14 protein-coding genes and 1 riboswitch are annotated in these 14,869 nt (G+C 66.1%); of the genes, 5 read left to right on the top strand and 9 right to left on the bottom strand.

The window, feature by feature from the left end:
• The first annotated feature begins 26 nt into the window (after window positions 1-26).
• Entirely contained in the window at window positions 27-797 is a 771-nt protein-coding gene (locus AC1RQ9_RS06420) for a cobalt-precorrin-6A reductase (RefSeq protein WP_485986060.1), read from the top strand.
• Here the strand turns inward: AC1RQ9_RS06420 and cobJ are convergent.
• From cobJ to AC1RQ9_RS06380, 8 genes are all read right to left on the bottom strand, one after another.
• On the bottom strand, window positions 761-1,534 hold the full coding sequence (gene cobJ / locus AC1RQ9_RS06415; RefSeq protein ID WP_485986059.1) for a precorrin-3B C(17)-methyltransferase: 774 nt from the start codon (window positions 1,532-1,534) through the stop codon (window positions 761-763). The genes AC1RQ9_RS06420 and cobJ overlap by 37 nt on opposite strands.
• On the bottom strand, window positions 1,531-2,268 hold the full coding sequence (locus AC1RQ9_RS06410; protein ID WP_485986058.1) for a precorrin-2 C(20)-methyltransferase: 738 nt from the start codon (window positions 2,266-2,268) through the stop codon (window positions 1,531-1,533). The genes cobJ and AC1RQ9_RS06410 overlap by 4 nt, the downstream gene beginning before the upstream one ends.
• Entirely contained in the window at window positions 2,265-2,906 is a 642-nt protein-coding gene (locus AC1RQ9_RS06405) for a precorrin-8X methylmutase (protein ID WP_485986057.1), read from the bottom strand. The genes AC1RQ9_RS06410 and AC1RQ9_RS06405 overlap by 4 nt, the downstream gene beginning before the upstream one ends.
• The gene (gene cobG / locus AC1RQ9_RS06400; RefSeq protein WP_485986056.1) at window positions 2,903-4,135 is read right to left on the bottom strand and encodes a precorrin-3B synthase; all 1,233 of its coding nucleotides are present in this window, start codon (window positions 4,133-4,135) and stop codon (window positions 2,903-2,905) included. The genes AC1RQ9_RS06405 and cobG overlap by 4 nt, the downstream gene beginning before the upstream one ends.
• Window positions 4,132-7,503, bottom strand: coding sequence for a cobaltochelatase subunit CobN (gene cobN, locus AC1RQ9_RS06395; RefSeq protein WP_485986055.1), 3,372 nt, complete (start codon window positions 7,501-7,503; stop codon window positions 4,132-4,134). The genes cobG and cobN overlap by 4 nt, the downstream gene beginning before the upstream one ends.
• A gap of 32 nt (window positions 7,504-7,535) precedes the next feature.
• Window positions 7,536-8,588: a cobalamin biosynthesis protein CobW gene (gene cobW, locus AC1RQ9_RS06390; RefSeq protein WP_485986054.1), complete on the bottom strand. Its 1,053-nt coding sequence runs from the start codon at window positions 8,586-8,588 to the stop codon at window positions 7,536-7,538.
• 5 nt (window positions 8,589-8,593) lie between these two features.
• Entirely contained in the window at window positions 8,594-8,992 is a 399-nt protein-coding gene (locus AC1RQ9_RS06385) for a DUF1636 domain-containing protein (RefSeq protein WP_485986052.1), read from the bottom strand.
• 157 nt (window positions 8,993-9,149) lie between these two features.
• A riboswitch (cobalamin riboswitch) is annotated at window positions 9,150-9,394 on the bottom strand.
• A 54-nt stretch (window positions 9,395-9,448) separates the two neighbouring features.
• The gene (locus AC1RQ9_RS06380; protein WP_485986051.1) at window positions 9,449-9,979 is read right to left on the bottom strand and encodes a histidine phosphatase family protein; all 531 of its coding nucleotides are present in this window, start codon (window positions 9,977-9,979) and stop codon (window positions 9,449-9,451) included.
• A 169-nt stretch (window positions 9,980-10,148) separates the two neighbouring features.
• Here AC1RQ9_RS06380 and AC1RQ9_RS06375 point away from each other — a divergent pair, with 169 nt between their 5' ends.
• Complete coding sequence (locus AC1RQ9_RS06375) at window positions 10,149-10,373, top strand: CbtB domain-containing protein (protein ID WP_193733256.1); 225 nt, start codon at window positions 10,149-10,151, stop codon at window positions 10,371-10,373.
• A gap of 315 nt (window positions 10,374-10,688) precedes the next feature.
• Here AC1RQ9_RS06375 and acuI read toward each other — a convergent pair whose 3' ends face one another.
• Window positions 10,689-11,669 carry an acrylyl-CoA reductase (NADPH) gene (gene acuI / locus AC1RQ9_RS06370; protein WP_485986050.1) on the bottom strand — a complete coding sequence of 327 codons (981 nt, stop codon included), beginning with the start codon at window positions 11,667-11,669 and terminating at the stop codon, window positions 10,689-10,691.
• A 330-nt stretch (window positions 11,670-11,999) separates the two neighbouring features.
• Between acuI and AC1RQ9_RS06365 the strand changes: the two genes are divergently transcribed.
• The 3 genes from AC1RQ9_RS06365 to AC1RQ9_RS06355 all read left to right on the top strand — a co-directional run bounded on the left by AC1RQ9_RS06365 (window position 12,000) and on the right by AC1RQ9_RS06355 (window position 14,747).
• A complete protein-coding gene (locus AC1RQ9_RS06365; protein ID WP_485986049.1) occupies window positions 12,000-12,863 on the top strand; it encodes a nitroreductase family protein in 864 nt (287 codons plus the stop codon).
• Between the two features lie 142 nt (window positions 12,864-13,005).
• A complete protein-coding gene (locus AC1RQ9_RS06360) occupies window positions 13,006-14,097 on the top strand; it encodes a branched-chain amino acid aminotransferase (RefSeq protein WP_193733267.1) in 1,092 nt (363 codons plus the stop codon).
• 221 nt (window positions 14,098-14,318) lie between these two features.
• A complete protein-coding gene (locus tag AC1RQ9_RS06355) occupies window positions 14,319-14,747 on the top strand; it encodes a hypothetical protein (RefSeq protein WP_485986048.1) in 429 nt (142 codons plus the stop codon).
• Window positions 14,748-14,869 lie beyond the last annotated feature (122 nt).

Below are 14,869 nucleotides of genomic sequence, written 5' to 3'. Positions count from 1 at the left end.
GCCCCGTTGCATGCGAGGGAGAAAAGATGCGGGTTCTGGTTCTGGGCGGCACGACGGAGGCCCGCGCGCTTTACGGACTGCTGGAACATGCCCGCGCGCGTTTTGATGCCACGGTTTCCCTCGCCGGGGTTACGCGCGCGCCGGTGCTGCCCCGGCTCGCGGTCCGCATTGGCGGGTTCGGCGGGGTGGATGGCCTGTATGACTGGCTGCTGGCGCACCGGATTGACGCGGTCATTGACGCCACCCATCCCTTTGCCGTGCGCATGGGCGCCAACGCCGTGCAGGCGTGTACGCGGGCGGGTATTGCGCTGCTGCGCGTGGAACGCCCCGGCTGGACGCCAGTTGAAGGGGACCACTGGATACGGGTGGTTGATATGCAGGCCGCTGCCCGCGCGCTGGGCAGTACGCCGCGTCGTGTGCTGCTGACGGTGGGGCGCAAGGACCTGCTGCCCTTCCATCATGCAGGCGTGCATGACTGGCTGCTGCGCAGTGTGGACCGGCCGGATGCATCCCTGCTGCCACCCGGTGCGCGGGTATTGCAGGCGCGCGGCCCCTTTGATGCCGCGGCTGAAGAAGCCCTGCTGCGCGATGAACGGATTGATGTGATCGTTACCAAGAATTCGGGCGGAACCGCCACTTATGCCAAACTGGCAGCAGCGCGCGCGCTCGGCCTGCCGGTCATCATGGTGGACCGGCCGCCTGTGGCCGCCGCCCCCACCGTGGCGGACGCGGCGGGGGCCATGGCATGGCTGGAGCGCCTTTATGCGCACGACTCCTCCACCCGGCGGGAGGTATAGAGCCATTTGCCGCCATCCGCGCGGTCAATCACATGGGTCAGCGGGCAGCCGATCAGCACCAGCGTGCTCATGTCCACCTGTTCGGGATCGGCCTGGGCAATATCGGTCAGGATAACCCGTTCATCCGGGCGACCGATCGCGCGGGCGAAGGCTACGGGCACATCGCCGGGCAGGATGGTGCGCAGCAGGTCCAGCGCCTCGCCCAACTGGTCGGGCCGGGCCTTTGACCGCGGGTTGTACAGCGCAATGACCAGTCCCGCGCCCGCGGCGGCGGCCAGCCTGCGATGCACGACTTCACGTGGCTTGAGGTTGTCGGACAGGGAAATGACACAGAAATCCCCCCCCAGCGGCGCGCCCAGCCGGGCGGCGGCGGCCAGCACGGCGGAAACACCCGGTATGACCGTGACATCCACCCCCCGCCATGCGACGGGACCATGGTCGATGGCCTCGAACACCGCGCTGGCCATGCCGAATACGCCCGCGTCGCCGCCGGATACGACCGCCACGGTCCGTCCCGCCAGTGCGAGTTCAATGGCATGGCGTGCCCGGTCCAGTTCCACGCGATTGTCGGAGGCATGGCGCACGACCGCTGGCCCGGCCTCGACCCGCGCGACATAGGGCGCGTAGCCGATCAGGTCGGTGGCCTGCGCCAGTGCGGCACTGGCCTGCGGCGTTATCTGTTCCGGCGATCCGGGACCAAGCCCCACGATGAAGATGCGCCCATCCGTCCGCGTCATCGCGCGTCCTCCCGCCCGGGGACCAGGATGATGGAGAAATACGGGGCCGGTCCCGTCATGTCGGTCAGCTTCATCCAGCGCTGCTGCGGCTGGGTCGCGCGTTCGACATAGATCGCACGGTCCTCGCGCCCCGCATGGCGCAGGGCGTCGCGTACCTTTTCAAGATTGCGGCCCAGTTTCATGATGACGGCGGCATCCGCCCGTTCCAGCCATGTGGTCAGTTCTGCTGCATCCAGCGTCCCCGGAATGACGCACAGCACGTCATCACCATGCACCATCGGCTGGCGTGCCGCCGACCAGCATCCGCCCATGGCGGTAATGCCGGGCACGATGGTACAGGCAAAACGTTCATGCAGCCGGTCAAACACATACATGGCCGATCCGAACAGGAACGGGTCCCCTTCACACAGCAGGGCCACGTCCCGGCCATTTTGCAGGCGGGTTGCGATCTGTTCGGCGCATTCATCATAAAACGCGGCCATGCGCACAAGATAGGCCGGGTCGCTGACCGGGATTTCGGTGGTGAAGGGATAGGCGAAACGCAGGATCTCGGCCTGTTCGGGCAGCATGTCGCCCGCGATCTGGCGGGCATGGCCGGGGCGGTCATGGCGGCAGAACCATGCCACCGCCGGGCTTTCACGCAGTATGCGCGCAGCCTTGACGGTCATGAGTTCCGGGTCACCCGGCCCCATGCCAAGGATGGACAGGCGGCCCGTAGCAGGACTGGCGTTCATTCCGCTTCACTCGCCAGCGCGTTGACGGTGGCCGCCGCCATGGCGCTGCCGCCCAGACGGCCACGTACGATGATGAATGGCAGGTCACCAAATTCCGCAAGGGCTTCCTTGGATTCGGCAGCACCGACAAAGCCGACCGGCATGCCAATGACCGCTGCCGGCCGGGGTGCACCCGTGCGGATCATTTCCAGCAGGTGAAACAGGGCGGTCGGCGCATTGCCAATGGCCACCACCGCGCCATCAAGCTGGTCACCCCACAGGTCCATTGCCGCGGCCGAGCGGGTATTGCCGATTTCCTTGGCGATTACCGGCGTGCGCGGGTCGCGCAGGGTACAGATGACCGGGTTGCCGGCAGGCAGGCGCGCGCGGGTCACGCCGTGGGCGACCATGTTCGCGTCACACAGGATGGGCTTGCCCGCCAGCAGGGCCGTGCGCGCGCTGCTTACGAAATCGGGGGACATGCGGATGGATTTCACCACATCCACCATGCCGCAGGCGTGGATGATGCGTACGGCCACGCGGGCTTCCGCCTCGCTCAGTCCGCTCAGATCGGCTTCGGCGCGGATGATGGCAAAGGAACGGGCATAGATCGCCGCCCCGTCATGAATGTAGTCGTACGGTTCCGTCTGCGGGGTCATGCCGGTTCAGTTCTCCCGTGGCGTGGGGTGGCGTCGGTGCGTGCCGGGGACCAGCCCCGCACGATCGGATGTATCTGTGCCAGTGAAAGCCCGATGTCCACAGGCGTATTGTCCGCCCGGCCATGCGGGCACAGGCCATAGCCGTCCGGCCCCGCCACCAGCGTGATGTCGGCCGGGGCCGGATGGGCGCATCCCTTGGCGCAGCCCGATACATGCAGGCTGATACCCGGTGGAAGGTCGGGGGCCAGCGCACGGGCATCGGCAATGACGTCGCGCGCGGCGCACGCACAGCCCCGCGTGCCGATGCACGCCCATATACGCAGGCGCGGATCATCAGCCCGCGTAATCAGGCCGGGCAGGGCAGGCCGTACAGCGCAGTGTTCCAGCACGATCATCCGCCACGGGGCCACGCGCATATGGCCGTTGCCGCGTTTGTCGCACCACCGTGCAATGTCTTCGAACACGCCCGCCGTAATGGGACCGGGCGGCAGTACGACCCCCATGGCATGACCGGGCAGGGGGCCAGCCAGTACGGGCCGGTGCGCACGGGCGGCGGGGACGGTTATCGCATCGCCCATCCCGGTGCGGGCAAAGGCGGCCTGCCCCAGCGTGGGATCGCGCAGGGGACGACTGGCGGGTTGCATCGCCGCCAGCGCATGCGCCAGGGCCACAACAATGCGCGCAACATCCGCGCCGGCACAGGCCAGGGCGCGATTGCCGCACGCCACCATCCATCCGGTATCCGTGGCGCGGGCAACAATATCCCCCCGCAACGTACCCGCCGGGATATGTCCACCGCATTCCACCGCAATCACGAATTTGGCGGGTAGCCCGCACAGCGTATCGGCAGCGGCAAGGGCAGCATCCAGCGCGTGGATCACATGCGGCGCATCGGGTGCGCTGTTGGGGTCGATTCCCGCCAGGGGGGAAAGCAGCAGCCCGCGCCGGGCCTCGGTTGCGGCATCAATGCTGGCCAGACCGGCCGCATGCATGTCACGGGCGAAGGCGCGGGTGCTGTCGGATGTCAGGCCGCGCAGCTGCAGGTTGCCCCGGCTGGTCAGTTCGATCAGCCCATTGCCATGGGTCCGGGCCGCATGGGCGATCTGCCGGGCCTGTGCCGCGGACAGGCGGCCCAGCGGGGCGCGCACACGCACCAGCCAGCCGTCGGCCGCTTCCATCGGGGTATGCAGGCCGGGGCACCAGCCGCGCACGGTGGGGGCTATGGTCATGGCTGCGGGTCCAGCAGCATGGCGGCGGAATTGCTGCGTGGCCGCCACAGGTCCCGGCGCAGGGCATCGGCCAGCAGGCGGTGGATGGCGGCATGGGCGTCAGGGTTGGCATGGCGCAGGAAGGCGTCCATTTCCACATCATCCAGCAGGGCGCGGAAGGTCAGGTCAAACTGCCGGTCAAAGCGTGCGGGCACGGTTGCGGCGAACCCGTGCAGGGCCTGTACCCCGCGTGCGATTTCGGCAGCGCCCCGATAGCCGTGGCGGCGCATGCCCGCCAGCCACGCCGGGTTGGCCAGCCGCCCGCGCGTGACCCTGGCCACTTCCTGTGCCGTGGCGCGCAGGCGCGGCGCATCGGGGCGGGAGGTATCGCCATGCAGCAGGCGCGGCGCATTGCCCAGCATGCTGGCCGCCGCCGCCATGCCGCCTTCATGGGTGGCCATGTCGGCACTTTCCAGAATATCGGTTTCGGCATTATCCTGCACATGCAGCAGCACCCCCGCCCCCGCCATGCGCGCGGCCAGTGCGTCGGGCTGGCGCTGTCCCTCCCGCCCGCCGCCATAGGTCCATGCCGAACCCTTCAGCCATGCCTGACCCAGATCGTCCCGTGTCGTCCATTCACCATGTGCCAGCGGGTCTTCCACCCCGGTGCCGTAACTGCCCGGCGCCGCGCCAAACATGCGGGCGGTCGCGACCTGCAACGTCGTCCCGTCCAGCCCCGTCGCCTGCGCCGCCAGGGGATTGAGGTCAGGGGCTTCGAAACCGCGTGCGGCCACGGCCTGTACCGCCTGTTCAAACAGGGCGATCTGCCCCGGAAAGGCATCACGGAACAGGCCGGACAGGCGCAGCGTCACATCCACGCGCGGACGGTCGAGTTCGGCCATGGGAATGATCTCGATTCCCGTCACCCGTCCCGATGCGCCATCCCATACCGGGCGCACCCCCATCAGCAGCAGCGCAAGGGCCAGGTTCTCGCCCCCCGTGCGCAGGCTGGCCGACCCCCACAGGTCGATGACCACGCTGCGCAGCGGTTCGCCCTGATCCTGCAGGTGCCCTTCCAGCAAAAGCGCCGCCGTGCGCTGCGCCAGCACCATGGCGGAGCGGGTGGGAATGGCGCGTGGGTCCATGGCATACAGGTTGCGCCCCGTGGGCAGCACGTCGGCCCGGCCCCGCGTGGGTGCGCCCGCCGGTCCCGCCGGGACAAACCGCCCGTCAAGGGCGGCCAGCAGCGCCGCGCTTTCGGCATCCCCGCAGGCCAGCAGGTGCCGGGTGATGTCGTCCGTCGCCATCCCGCCGCATGATCGTGCGATGGCCTGCGCCAGTTCCGGCGCACGCGGGGGCGGATTGCCGAATACATGCAGCCCGTCGCGAATCTGCAGATCCTTGACGTCACACAGATAGGCATCAAGCCGGGCGAGGGCTTCGTCCTCGTCATCCGTGCGGGTCAGGCCGGATTCATTCAGCAGGCCAAGGCTGTCGGCGCGTTGCAGGATTTCCCCGCGCAGGATCGCGCCCCGCCTGCGGTCCAGCCCGTCGGCTGCGGCATATTCGTCAATCAGGCGCTCCAGATCGCCCGTATCGGCCCCCGCCGTGCCAACAGGCACGATGGGGGGCGTCATGTGGCCGATCGTGACGGCCCCCAGTCTGCGCCGCGCGGCGGCTGCCTCGCCGGGATTGTTGACGATGAAGGGGTAGATGACGGGCATGCCGCCAGCCAGTACCGATGGCCAGCACGTGGCCGAAGGGGCCGCAGCCTTCCCCGGCAGCCATTCCAGCGTGCCATGCGTGCCCAGATGCACCATGGCGTCCAGCTGCCGTTCATGGCGCAGCCACAGATAGAACGCGACATAGGCATGGCGGGGCGGCGTGTCGGGGTCATGGTAACCCGCATGCCGGTCGGTCGTGGCCCCGCGATCGGGTTGCAATGCCATGAGGACACGCCCGGTATGGACATGGCGCAGGCAGAACTGGCCATCCCTGACCGTGGGGTCATCTTCCGGCGTGCCCCAGCAGGCCGTCAGCGCATCCTGCAGTGCTGCGGGCAGTACCGTCAGCCACGCGCGATATGTGGCGACGGAAACGAAGGGCCGTGCCGGTGCGCGCGCCAGCATGTGGGCCAGCGCGTCCGGCGTGGGCAGGGCGGCATGGCCCGTATCGTAACCACCGTCGCGCAGCAGGCGCAGGATATGTGCAAGGCTTGCGAAACTGTCCAGCCCCACGGCATGCGCCGTCTGTCCCGTGGGCGCACCCTGCGCGCCGGGATAATCGGACAGGATGATCCCCACCCGTCGCGTGGCGGGCGGTTCATGCCCCAGCCGTGCCCAGCCCACCGCGCGCGCGCAGGTCAGGTTGATGCCATCGGGATAGGGTTCATGGCGCGCGGGCAGGCCGGGAGCCGTTTCTTCCTTGAAGGAAATGGGGCAGGCGGGAATACGGCCATCCAGTTCGGGCAGCACCACCTGCATGGCCAGATCGGCCTGCGACAGGCCACGCACGCTGTCGCGCCATACGGTGTAAGGAATGCCCGGCTGCTGCACCTGCAGCACCGGCACGCCCGCAAGGTCCAGCGGGGAGCGGTTGTCGTCGCCCGCGCGGGCGGAAAAGAAGGTGGCGTTTATGATGACATCCGGCGGGCTTGCCGCCAGCCGCGCGGCCACGACGCGCGCGGAATCGGGGTTCTTGAGCGACGTGACATAAACAAGGTCCGCCCCCATGCCGTGGCGGGCCAGTTGCGCTGCAAGCTGCGTGATGGGCGCGATGTCCCCCGCCAGCAGGTGCGCGCGGTAGAATACCACCATCGCCCGCAGCGGTAGTGTCGGGTCGGCAGCATGCAGCACTTCGGCAGGCGGCAGGGGAACAGGGGCGGTTCCATCATCCGCCCCGCGTCCGGCCAGATGCGCCATAAGCCGCAGGACAGCCTGCATATTGGCCGTGCCGCCGGTGCGCAGCAGCGTATCAAGACGGGTGCGTACGGATTCGGGCACGGTGGAAAGCGCGGCAAGACGCGGGTCATCACGCCCGTCGCCTGCCACGAAGGCCAGCGGGATTCCGGCCTGCTGGCACGCGCGCAACAGTTCTTCCGCACCGTAGCGCCAGTATTCCACGCCGCCGAGCAGCCGGACCACCACGCAGCGCGACTCCATGATCGTATCGGCCACGTACAGGTCGATGGACATGGGGTGCAGCAGGCGCGACAGCGTGGCCGTGCGCAGGGTCGCAGTTGGCGCGCCCTGTGCCGCATGGGCCGCGTTCAGGCACAGAAGGTCACTGTCCGAAAAGGACAGGAACACGATATCCGCCGGGGCGTGCCCCAGGTCTTCCGCCTGTTCGCCGTCCTCCAGCGTGCGGACCTCACGTGCAAGCAGATGCATGGTGGCTGCCCCGTTTTCCGCTGGCCTGCCGTCTAGCCCTGCGCCAGGGCTGCTGTAATGGCGGACTGGTCCATGCCCTTCTGGCCAATGACCACAAGGCTGCCCGTGCGCGGTGCACCCGGCGTCAGGGCGCGGTCGAACTGGTGGCGGAAGCGGTTGCCCACCCCCTGCACCGCAAGGCGCATCGCCTTGCCACGCACCGTGGCGTAGCCCTTCATGCGCAGGATGTCGTGCTGTTCGGCCAGTGTTTTCAGGCAGGCGATGAAGCCTTCCACACTGTCCTGTTCGGGGATGGGGGCGACGAAGCTTTCAAAATCATCATGCTCGTGTTCGCCACCTTCGGCATCATGGTGCGACGGGCGGGCGGCGAGGTCGTCTTCCGCCGCTGCATCAAGGCCCAGCAGGATGGCAGGGTCAACCTGTCCATCGGTCGCGCGCACCACCTTGACCACGCGCGGGATCTCGGCGCGGATGGAGGCTTCCACCGCATCGGCCTGTGCCGGGGTCATGAGATCGGTCTTGTTCAGCACCACAAGGTCGGCTGACAGCAACTGGTCCTCGTACACCTCCGCCAGCGGGTTATCGTGGTCCAGTGACGGGTCGGCGGCCTGCTGGCGGGCGACTTCTTCAGGGTCGTCGGCAAAGCGGCCGGCGGCGACGGCGGGGCCGTCCACGACCGTGACCACGCCATCGACCGTCATGCGGGTGCGGATGGTGGGCCAGCCAAATGCCTTGAGCAGCGGCTTGGGCAGCGCCAGCCCCGATGTCTCGATCACGATATGGTCGGGCGGGGCCTCACGGTCCAGCAGCGCTTCCATGGTGGGCAGGAAGTCGTCGGCCACCGTGCAGCACAGGCAGCCATTGGTCAGTTCCACGATATCCTCGTCCCGGCATCCTTCCACGCCGCAGGCGCGCAGCGTGTCACCATCAATGCCCAGCGTGCCGAATTCATTCACCACGATGGCAATGCGCTGGCCCTTTGCATTGGCCAGCACGTGGCGCAGCAGCGTGGTCTTGCCCGCCCCCAGAAAGCCGGTGATGACGGTGACGGGTACCTTGGCGGGGGCCGTGGTGGATGGGGTCATGGCGATCAGGCTCCTGAAAAAAGGGCGGTAGGGAAACGGCCACGCACCATGTCCGACAGGCTGGCGGGGCGGCGCGATGGCATGACGGTGCCGCTGCGCGACGCGCCGTAAGCGGCGATATAGGTCATGAGGTCCGCTGCCTTTTCCGGGCCAAGATTGGCCAGCAGCCAGCCCCATTTGCCCGGCATGGCCACCACCGCGGTGCAGCCGTCATTGCAGGCGGCAAGGCAGTTGACCTCATGCACTACAACCTGCGGATTATCCGCTGCCAGCGCCTGCATGGCATCAAGCAGCTGGCGTCCGGGCGGGTTGTCGGATGCGGGCAGGCCACGGCGGCACGTCACGCAGACATGCAGGTGAACGGGGCCGGGATCCGTCGGTTCGGATGGTGCGGAAGTGCTCATTACGGTGCATGCCCTTTCGCGGCGTTGCTGCGCGCGGGCAGCGGTGGGCGGGGTGCACGGTCATGGCTTTGCGTTCTGCGCGGGGGCAGGGCGGTCGCCTGTCGCGTGCCGGGCACCCCGCCGGCCATGCGATCGAATTCGGTCCTGTTATGTCCACCTGCGGGCGGACATGATGGCAGGTCTCCTGGCTTGTGGCGGAGGGTGCCGCGGTCAGCGCCCTCGATCCCGGCGGCCTTCCCGGTCCCGATCATGGGGCCAGTGGCGCATGCTGGCCCGCAGGACGCGGACCGGGCCGGGAAACAGCCACCTACAGTTGCGGGGGCAGCGACGGAATTGCCGGTATGGCGCACCGTCTTCCCTATTCTCCCCCACGGGGGGGGAACCATCAGCGGCGGATTTAGACGATTGATCCCCGCACTGTCAAAGAAACCCGGTGTGCAGGCGCATGCCATGCGGTCATGGCAGTGGTGCGCCACAGACAGCCACGCGCCATGCCGCATGGCGGGTCAGGCATGTCCGGGTCAGGGGCGCGATATCCAGTCGCGACAGCATGGAAGCGGTTCCGCCAAGGGCGGCCACCACGATCGCACGGACGACCGTGGTATCAGCCACCACCGTGACCCGTGCGGGTGTGGGCGGCAGGGTTTCAAGCCATCGGGCCACGCGGTGCAGGTGTGCCGCCCGGCTTTCCCCGCCCGGCGGGGCGAAACCGGCATCGGCAATCCAGCGCGCAAGATCGGCGGGGGGCAGGTCTTTTAACGACTGTCCTGCCCATGCCCCCATATCCGGCGCGTGCAGGGCCGGTTCAGGCGTGGCGGGGTCTGTGCCGAAAACCGGCATGGTGGGGGGAAACAGGATCTGTCCGGCATCCAGGATGTGCCGTGCAAGACTGGCGGGCAGCGGACATGTTTCGCCATGCATCGGGAAAACGCCATGGCGCACGCAGGCGGGGACGGGCAGCGCGATGCAGGTCAGGGTCTGGTTCATGCCATGCCGCCCTGCGTGTGGGGAAGGGGTGGGATATGCAAGGGAATGATTGACCTTCCATGTCAATTTTGGAAACATGGACCCAGATCCGGTTATGGGAAGGGCGGCCTGATGTGGTGCGTTCCCCGCATGCTGCTCCGGGTCGCACGTGATCCATGGAGTTACCAGTATGAGCCAAGATACATCCGTTCTGTCCAGCACCGCTGTCGCTGCACCGCAGGTTTCCATCCCGGTCCGCGACCTGCTGCCGTGGGGTGTGTTCGGGCTCGTCCTGGCGTCGCTGCTGATCTATTTCGTGGGGGCCGAGCAGGGTGCGACCTCCCTTATCTCCGGCCATTACGTGCATGAATTCGTGCATGATGGCCGTCACCTGCTGGGTTTCCCCTGCCACTGAATCAGGGCGGCGTGCCTGCGATGGCGCGACGGTGAATGAAGGACGGCATGCCCCGGTGGGCATGCCGTTTTTTGTTGTGCGTGTTGAAGGACCATTCCTTGAGGTATGGTCAGGAAAGCCGACTTTTTGAAAAAAGGCGGCCTCCGGAAACGTCTGATTTATTTATCAGCCGATTATTCCAAATGGCCCTGAAAATCCAGTCAGGAAACATCCTGCGGATCATAAGAAAGTTTTTGGTGAAGCTTTTTTCAAAAAGCTTGGGAAAACGGCGGCCGCTTTAAAAAAACAGCATCGCAAAAGTCTTTCAGGGACGGATCAGCCCATATTGATGACGGTCCGCCCCCGGATATGACCGGCAAGGATGCGTGGTGCGATCCCGATAGCGTCGGCCAGGGGTGCGTCGTGCAGCATGCTGTCCAGCCGCGCGGGATCGATATCGCGTGCAAGGCGGGTCCATGCGGTCATGCGGCGTGGACGCGGGCACATCACGCTGTCGATTCCCTGCAGGCGTATGCCGCGCAGGATGAAGGGCGCCACCGTCAGCGGCAGCGTCAGCCCGCCCACCAGTCCGCAGGCCGCCACCGTGCCCCCGTACTGGACAGAGGCGCACATGGTGGCCAGCGCCTCGCCCCCCACCACATCGATTCCCCCCGCCCAGCGCGCGGTTTCCAGCGCCTTTCCGGTGGGGCTGAGGGTATCGCGCGGCAGTACCTCCGTGGCTCCAAGCCCGGTCAGGTAGGCATGGAGCTGTGGCCGCCCGGTCACCGCCGTCACCTGATAGCCCAGCTGCGCCAGCAGCATGATGGCCATGCCCCCCACGCCGCCGCCTGCGCCATTGACGATGATGGGGCCGCTGGTGGGGGTCACCCCGCCTTCCTCCAGGCTCATGACACACAGCATGGCGGTAAAGCCCGCCGTGCCGATTCCCATGGCCTGCCGCGCGGTCAGGCCCGCAGGCTGTGGCAGCAGCCAGCGCCCCGGCAGGCGCGCCATGCGGGCCAGACCGCCCCAGTGCCGTTCGCCCAGACCCCAGCCGGTGGCCAGCACCGGGTCGCCCGGGCGGTGAACCGGATCATCGGAATGCACCACGCGCCCGGCCAGGTCGATGCCGGGGATCATGGGAAACTGGCGCACGACCGGCGCGCCACGGGTCATGGCCAGCGCATCCTTGTAATTCAGGCTGGAATGATCGATTTCCACCGTCACGTCCCCTTCGGGCAGGGCCGTGGGATCGACCTGCTCCAGCCGGGTCGTGACCACGCCATCCGCGCGGCTGATCATGAGGGCATCGAACATGCTGGCAGTCTTCCGTGATGATGAAGGGAAAATGGAACGCGGGACCACGTTCAATGCATCCTTCATGCCCGATTTAGGTGCATCTTCCTATGTACAGCCGCGTGATTTCGCATGATCGTGAAGCCGCGCGGTCTGGAAAATTGTTGAATATACAAAAGGATTTCAAAACGGGTTGCGACCGGGTTCCAAATCGCCTCTGTCTGTCGTGCCCCGTATGCGGGCTGACATGAAAAAGCGCAGGTCTGGTGTGACCTTCCCACGCTTCCCGCAGGGCGGGCTGTGTGGTGTGCTGCTTTTTCAGCCACTATTGCACAGGCAGGAGGCATGCCGATGTCCGACGTCACAGTTTCTTCCTTTCCCGCCCTGTCTTCCATGAACGCGTTGTGGCAGGCGCGCTATGGCATCCGCCCGCCCGCCAGTGCCCTGCCGGAAAGCCCGGTGGCGCGCAGCCTCATGGCCCATCGTTCCGTCCGTGCCTTCAGCCCGGCGCCATTGCCCGAAGGCGTGGTGGAAGCGGCGGTGGCGGCGGCGCAGTCGGCCTCGACATCATGCAACCTGCAGGCATGGAGCGTGATCGCCGTGCGTGACCCCGACCGTCGCGCCCGGCTGGCGAAAATCGCGGGGGATCAGGATTTCATTGCACAGGCGCCGCTGTTCCTTGCGTGGATTGCCGACCTGTCGCGGCTGGAACATGTGGGGCAGGCACAGGGTCGGGCACTGCCGGGGGTGGACTGTCTGGATACCTTCCTTGGCGCGGTGATGGATACCGCTTTCGCCGCGCAGAATGCGGCGGCCACGTTCGAATCCTACGGTCTGGGAATCGTGTATGTGGGGGCGGTACGCAACCAGCCCGAAGCCATTGCCGCGGAACTGGGCTTGCCCGCGCGTACGTTTGCGGTATTCGGCATGAGCGTGGGCTATCCCGACCGCAAGAAGCCGACCGCCATCCGCACCCGCCTGCCGCAGCATGCCGTCCTGCATGCCGAGCAGTACGATCCCGCCGCCGCCAATGACCGCGCCACCATCGACGCCTATGACGAACGCCTGCGCGCCGCGCGTGCGGCACAGGGGCAGCCCGCGCGGGGATGGAGCGAAAGCGTGGTGGCAAGGCTGGGTGATGTGAAGGCGCTGCATGGTCGTGAACATCTGCCACAGGCGCTGCGGACCCTTGGTTTCATGCTGGGTGAGGCATGAAAAGCAGGGCGCATGCGCATGCGCCGGGGTTGACCGGCACAATGTTCTGGTGAACTTCTGCTAACGTTGCCCGCATCTGGTGGCGGGCAGGGGCGCGCCCTGTATATCGCGCCAGCGCCATGATGAGAGAGAAACGACGGCTATGGACTGCGCCACTTCCCTTCCCTTTACGCTTTCCCCCAGCACATCACCGGTTTCGCCGCAGCGACGGGCGGAGATCCTGGCCAATCCCGGTTTCGGGCGTGTCTTTACCGACAACATGGTCATGATCCGTTATGTGGAAGGCAGGGGATGGCATGACGCCCGCGTACAGCCCTATGCGCCGATTTCGCTGAACCCGGCGGCGGCCGTGCTGCATTACGCGCAGGAAATTTTCGAGGGAATGAAGGCCTACCGTACGGCCGGGGGCGGCATCACCCTGTTCCGCCCCTATGCCAACGCGGCCCGCTTCCGCAAGTCGGCCGAACGGCTGGCGATGGCGGACCTGCCTGATGAAGTGTTTGTCGAGGCGGTGCGCCAGCTGGTGCGCGTGGATCATGCATGGGTGCCCGGCAACCCCGATGAAAGCCTGTATATCCGCCCCTACATGATTGCGAGCGAGACGTTCCTGGGTGTGAAGCCTGCGTCGGAATACATGTTCATGGTCATTGCATCGCCCGTGGGGGCGTATTTCGGTGCGGAGGCGGTCAGCGTGTGGGTGTCCGATTTCTGCCGCGCCGCCCCCGGCGGCACGGGGGAAGCCAAGTGCGGTGGCAACTATGCCGCAAGCCTGCTGGCGCAGCAGGAAGCCAAGGGCCATGGCTGTGCGCAGGTCCTGTTCCTTGATGCGGTGGAACGCCGCTGGATCGAGGAAATGGGCGGCATGAACGTGTTCTTCGTGTTCGATGACGGTTCCGTCGGCACCCCGCCGCTGACCGGCACGATCCTGCGTGGCATCACGCGCGACTCGCTGCTCACCCTGGCGCGTGAAATGGGCCTGACCGTGCGTGAGGAACCCTATGCCATCGACCAGCTTTATGCCGATGCCGCGTCCGGTCGCCTGAAGGAAGTGTTTGCATGCGGCACGGCGGCGGTTGTGTCCCCCATCGGGCGTTTCCGTAGCCACAAGGGCGAAGTGGTGATTGGCGATGGCAAGGGTATCGGTCCCGTCACCGAAAAGTTGCGCAACGCCCTGATTGGCATCCAGCGCGGCACGGCGCCCGATACCCATGGCTGGGTGGAAAAGGTTATCTGATCTTCCGGCCATGGTCGGTGTGCCCTGCACGCCTGGCCATGGCGGATGGTCATCATGACAGGGGGCGGGTCATGCGGTTACGGCATGTCCCGCCCCGTCTGTATCCAGATGGGAAAGTTTTTTGGTGAAGCTGTTTACAAAAAGCTTCGAAAAAATGCCGCCTTCCTGAAAAAGGCGGCACCCCGGAACTTTTGGTATTTTTAAGGGAAAGAACAGGTCTGATGACTGGAGAAATGCTGGATGTAACAGGACAGTGGGACGGGCAGTTCAGCTATCCCCACACACTGACGCCGGAGTTTTTTTCTGCATCGCTGTTCGAAACCGGTAGTCATGTAGGTGGCACGGTGACGGAGCGCGCCACGTCGGGTGCCAATGCCGGTGAATGCTTCATTGCCACGGTACGGGGGGAGCGGACCAGCACCCGGGTACATTTTACGAAAACGTATGAGGATGGTGTGCGCCAGCATGCCGTGCTGTACACAGGCACGCTGAACGCGGATGGAAGCGAGATCGAGGGGGAGTGGCGTATCGCCGGTTCCTGGTGGGGGCCGTTCCTCATGATCCGTCGTGCGGCGGGCAGTGTGGCGGCGGAAATCAAGGTAGCGGAAGCGCCGGTGTCCGATGCGGATTGCATCACCATTTCCCGCTAGAAGATTGTTTTGGAGAACAGGAGTTTTTGGGTGCCGCCTTTTTTCAAAAGGCGGCATTCTTTGAAGCTTTTGGAAAAAAGCTTCACCAAAAACGCCTTCATGTCTTGTGGTAACCGGCTTTG

This window comes from Komagataeibacter ossonobensis (genome assembly GCF_057359305.1).
The sequence above is the reverse complement of the archived record's forward strand: the minus strand, read 5'-3'. Positions and strand labels throughout refer to the sequence as shown.

Bases quoted from the DNA above. Each gene is read 5' to 3' on its own strand.
- AC1RQ9_RS06405 (WP_485986057.1), bottom strand. From the start codon at position 2,906: ATGACCCCGCAGACGGAACCGTACGACTACATTCATGACGGGGCGGCG.
- cobG (WP_485986056.1), bottom strand. From the start codon at position 4,135: ATGACCATAGCCCCCACCGTGCGCGGCTGGTGCCCCGGCCTGCATACC.
- AC1RQ9_RS06355 (WP_485986048.1), top strand. From the start codon at position 14,319: ATGACTGGAGAAATGCTGGATGTAACAGGACAGTGGGACGGGCAGTTC.
- AC1RQ9_RS06360 (WP_193733267.1), top strand. From the start codon at position 13,006: ATGGACTGCGCCACTTCCCTTCCCTTTACGCTTTCCCCCAGCACATCA.
- AC1RQ9_RS06385 (WP_485986052.1), bottom strand. From the start codon at position 8,992: ATGAGCACTTCCGCACCATCCGAACCGACGGATCCCGGCCCCGTTCAC.
- AC1RQ9_RS06380 (WP_485986051.1), bottom strand. From the start codon at position 9,979: ATGAACCAGACCCTGACCTGCATCGCGCTGCCCGTCCCCGCCTGCGTG.
- acuI (WP_485986050.1), bottom strand. From the start codon at position 11,669: ATGTTCGATGCCCTCATGATCAGCCGCGCGGATGGCGTGGTCACGACC.
- AC1RQ9_RS06375 (WP_193733256.1), top strand. From the start codon at position 10,149: ATGAGCCAAGATACATCCGTTCTGTCCAGCACCGCTGTCGCTGCACCG.
- cobN (WP_485986055.1), bottom strand. From the start codon at position 7,503: ATGCATCTGCTTGCACGTGAGGTCCGCACGCTGGAGGACGGCGAACAG.
- cobJ (WP_485986059.1), bottom strand. From the start codon at position 1,534: ATGACGCGGACGGATGGGCGCATCTTCATCGTGGGGCTTGGTCCCGGA.
- AC1RQ9_RS06365 (WP_485986049.1), top strand. From the start codon at position 12,000: ATGTCCGACGTCACAGTTTCTTCCTTTCCCGCCCTGTCTTCCATGAAC.
- cobW (WP_485986054.1), bottom strand. From the start codon at position 8,588: ATGACCCCATCCACCACGGCCCCCGCCAAGGTACCCGTCACCGTCATC.
- AC1RQ9_RS06410 (WP_485986058.1), bottom strand. From the start codon at position 2,268: ATGAACGCCAGTCCTGCTACGGGCCGCCTGTCCATCCTTGGCATGGGG.
- AC1RQ9_RS06420 (WP_485986060.1), top strand. From the start codon at position 27: ATGCGGGTTCTGGTTCTGGGCGGCACGACGGAGGCCCGCGCGCTTTAC.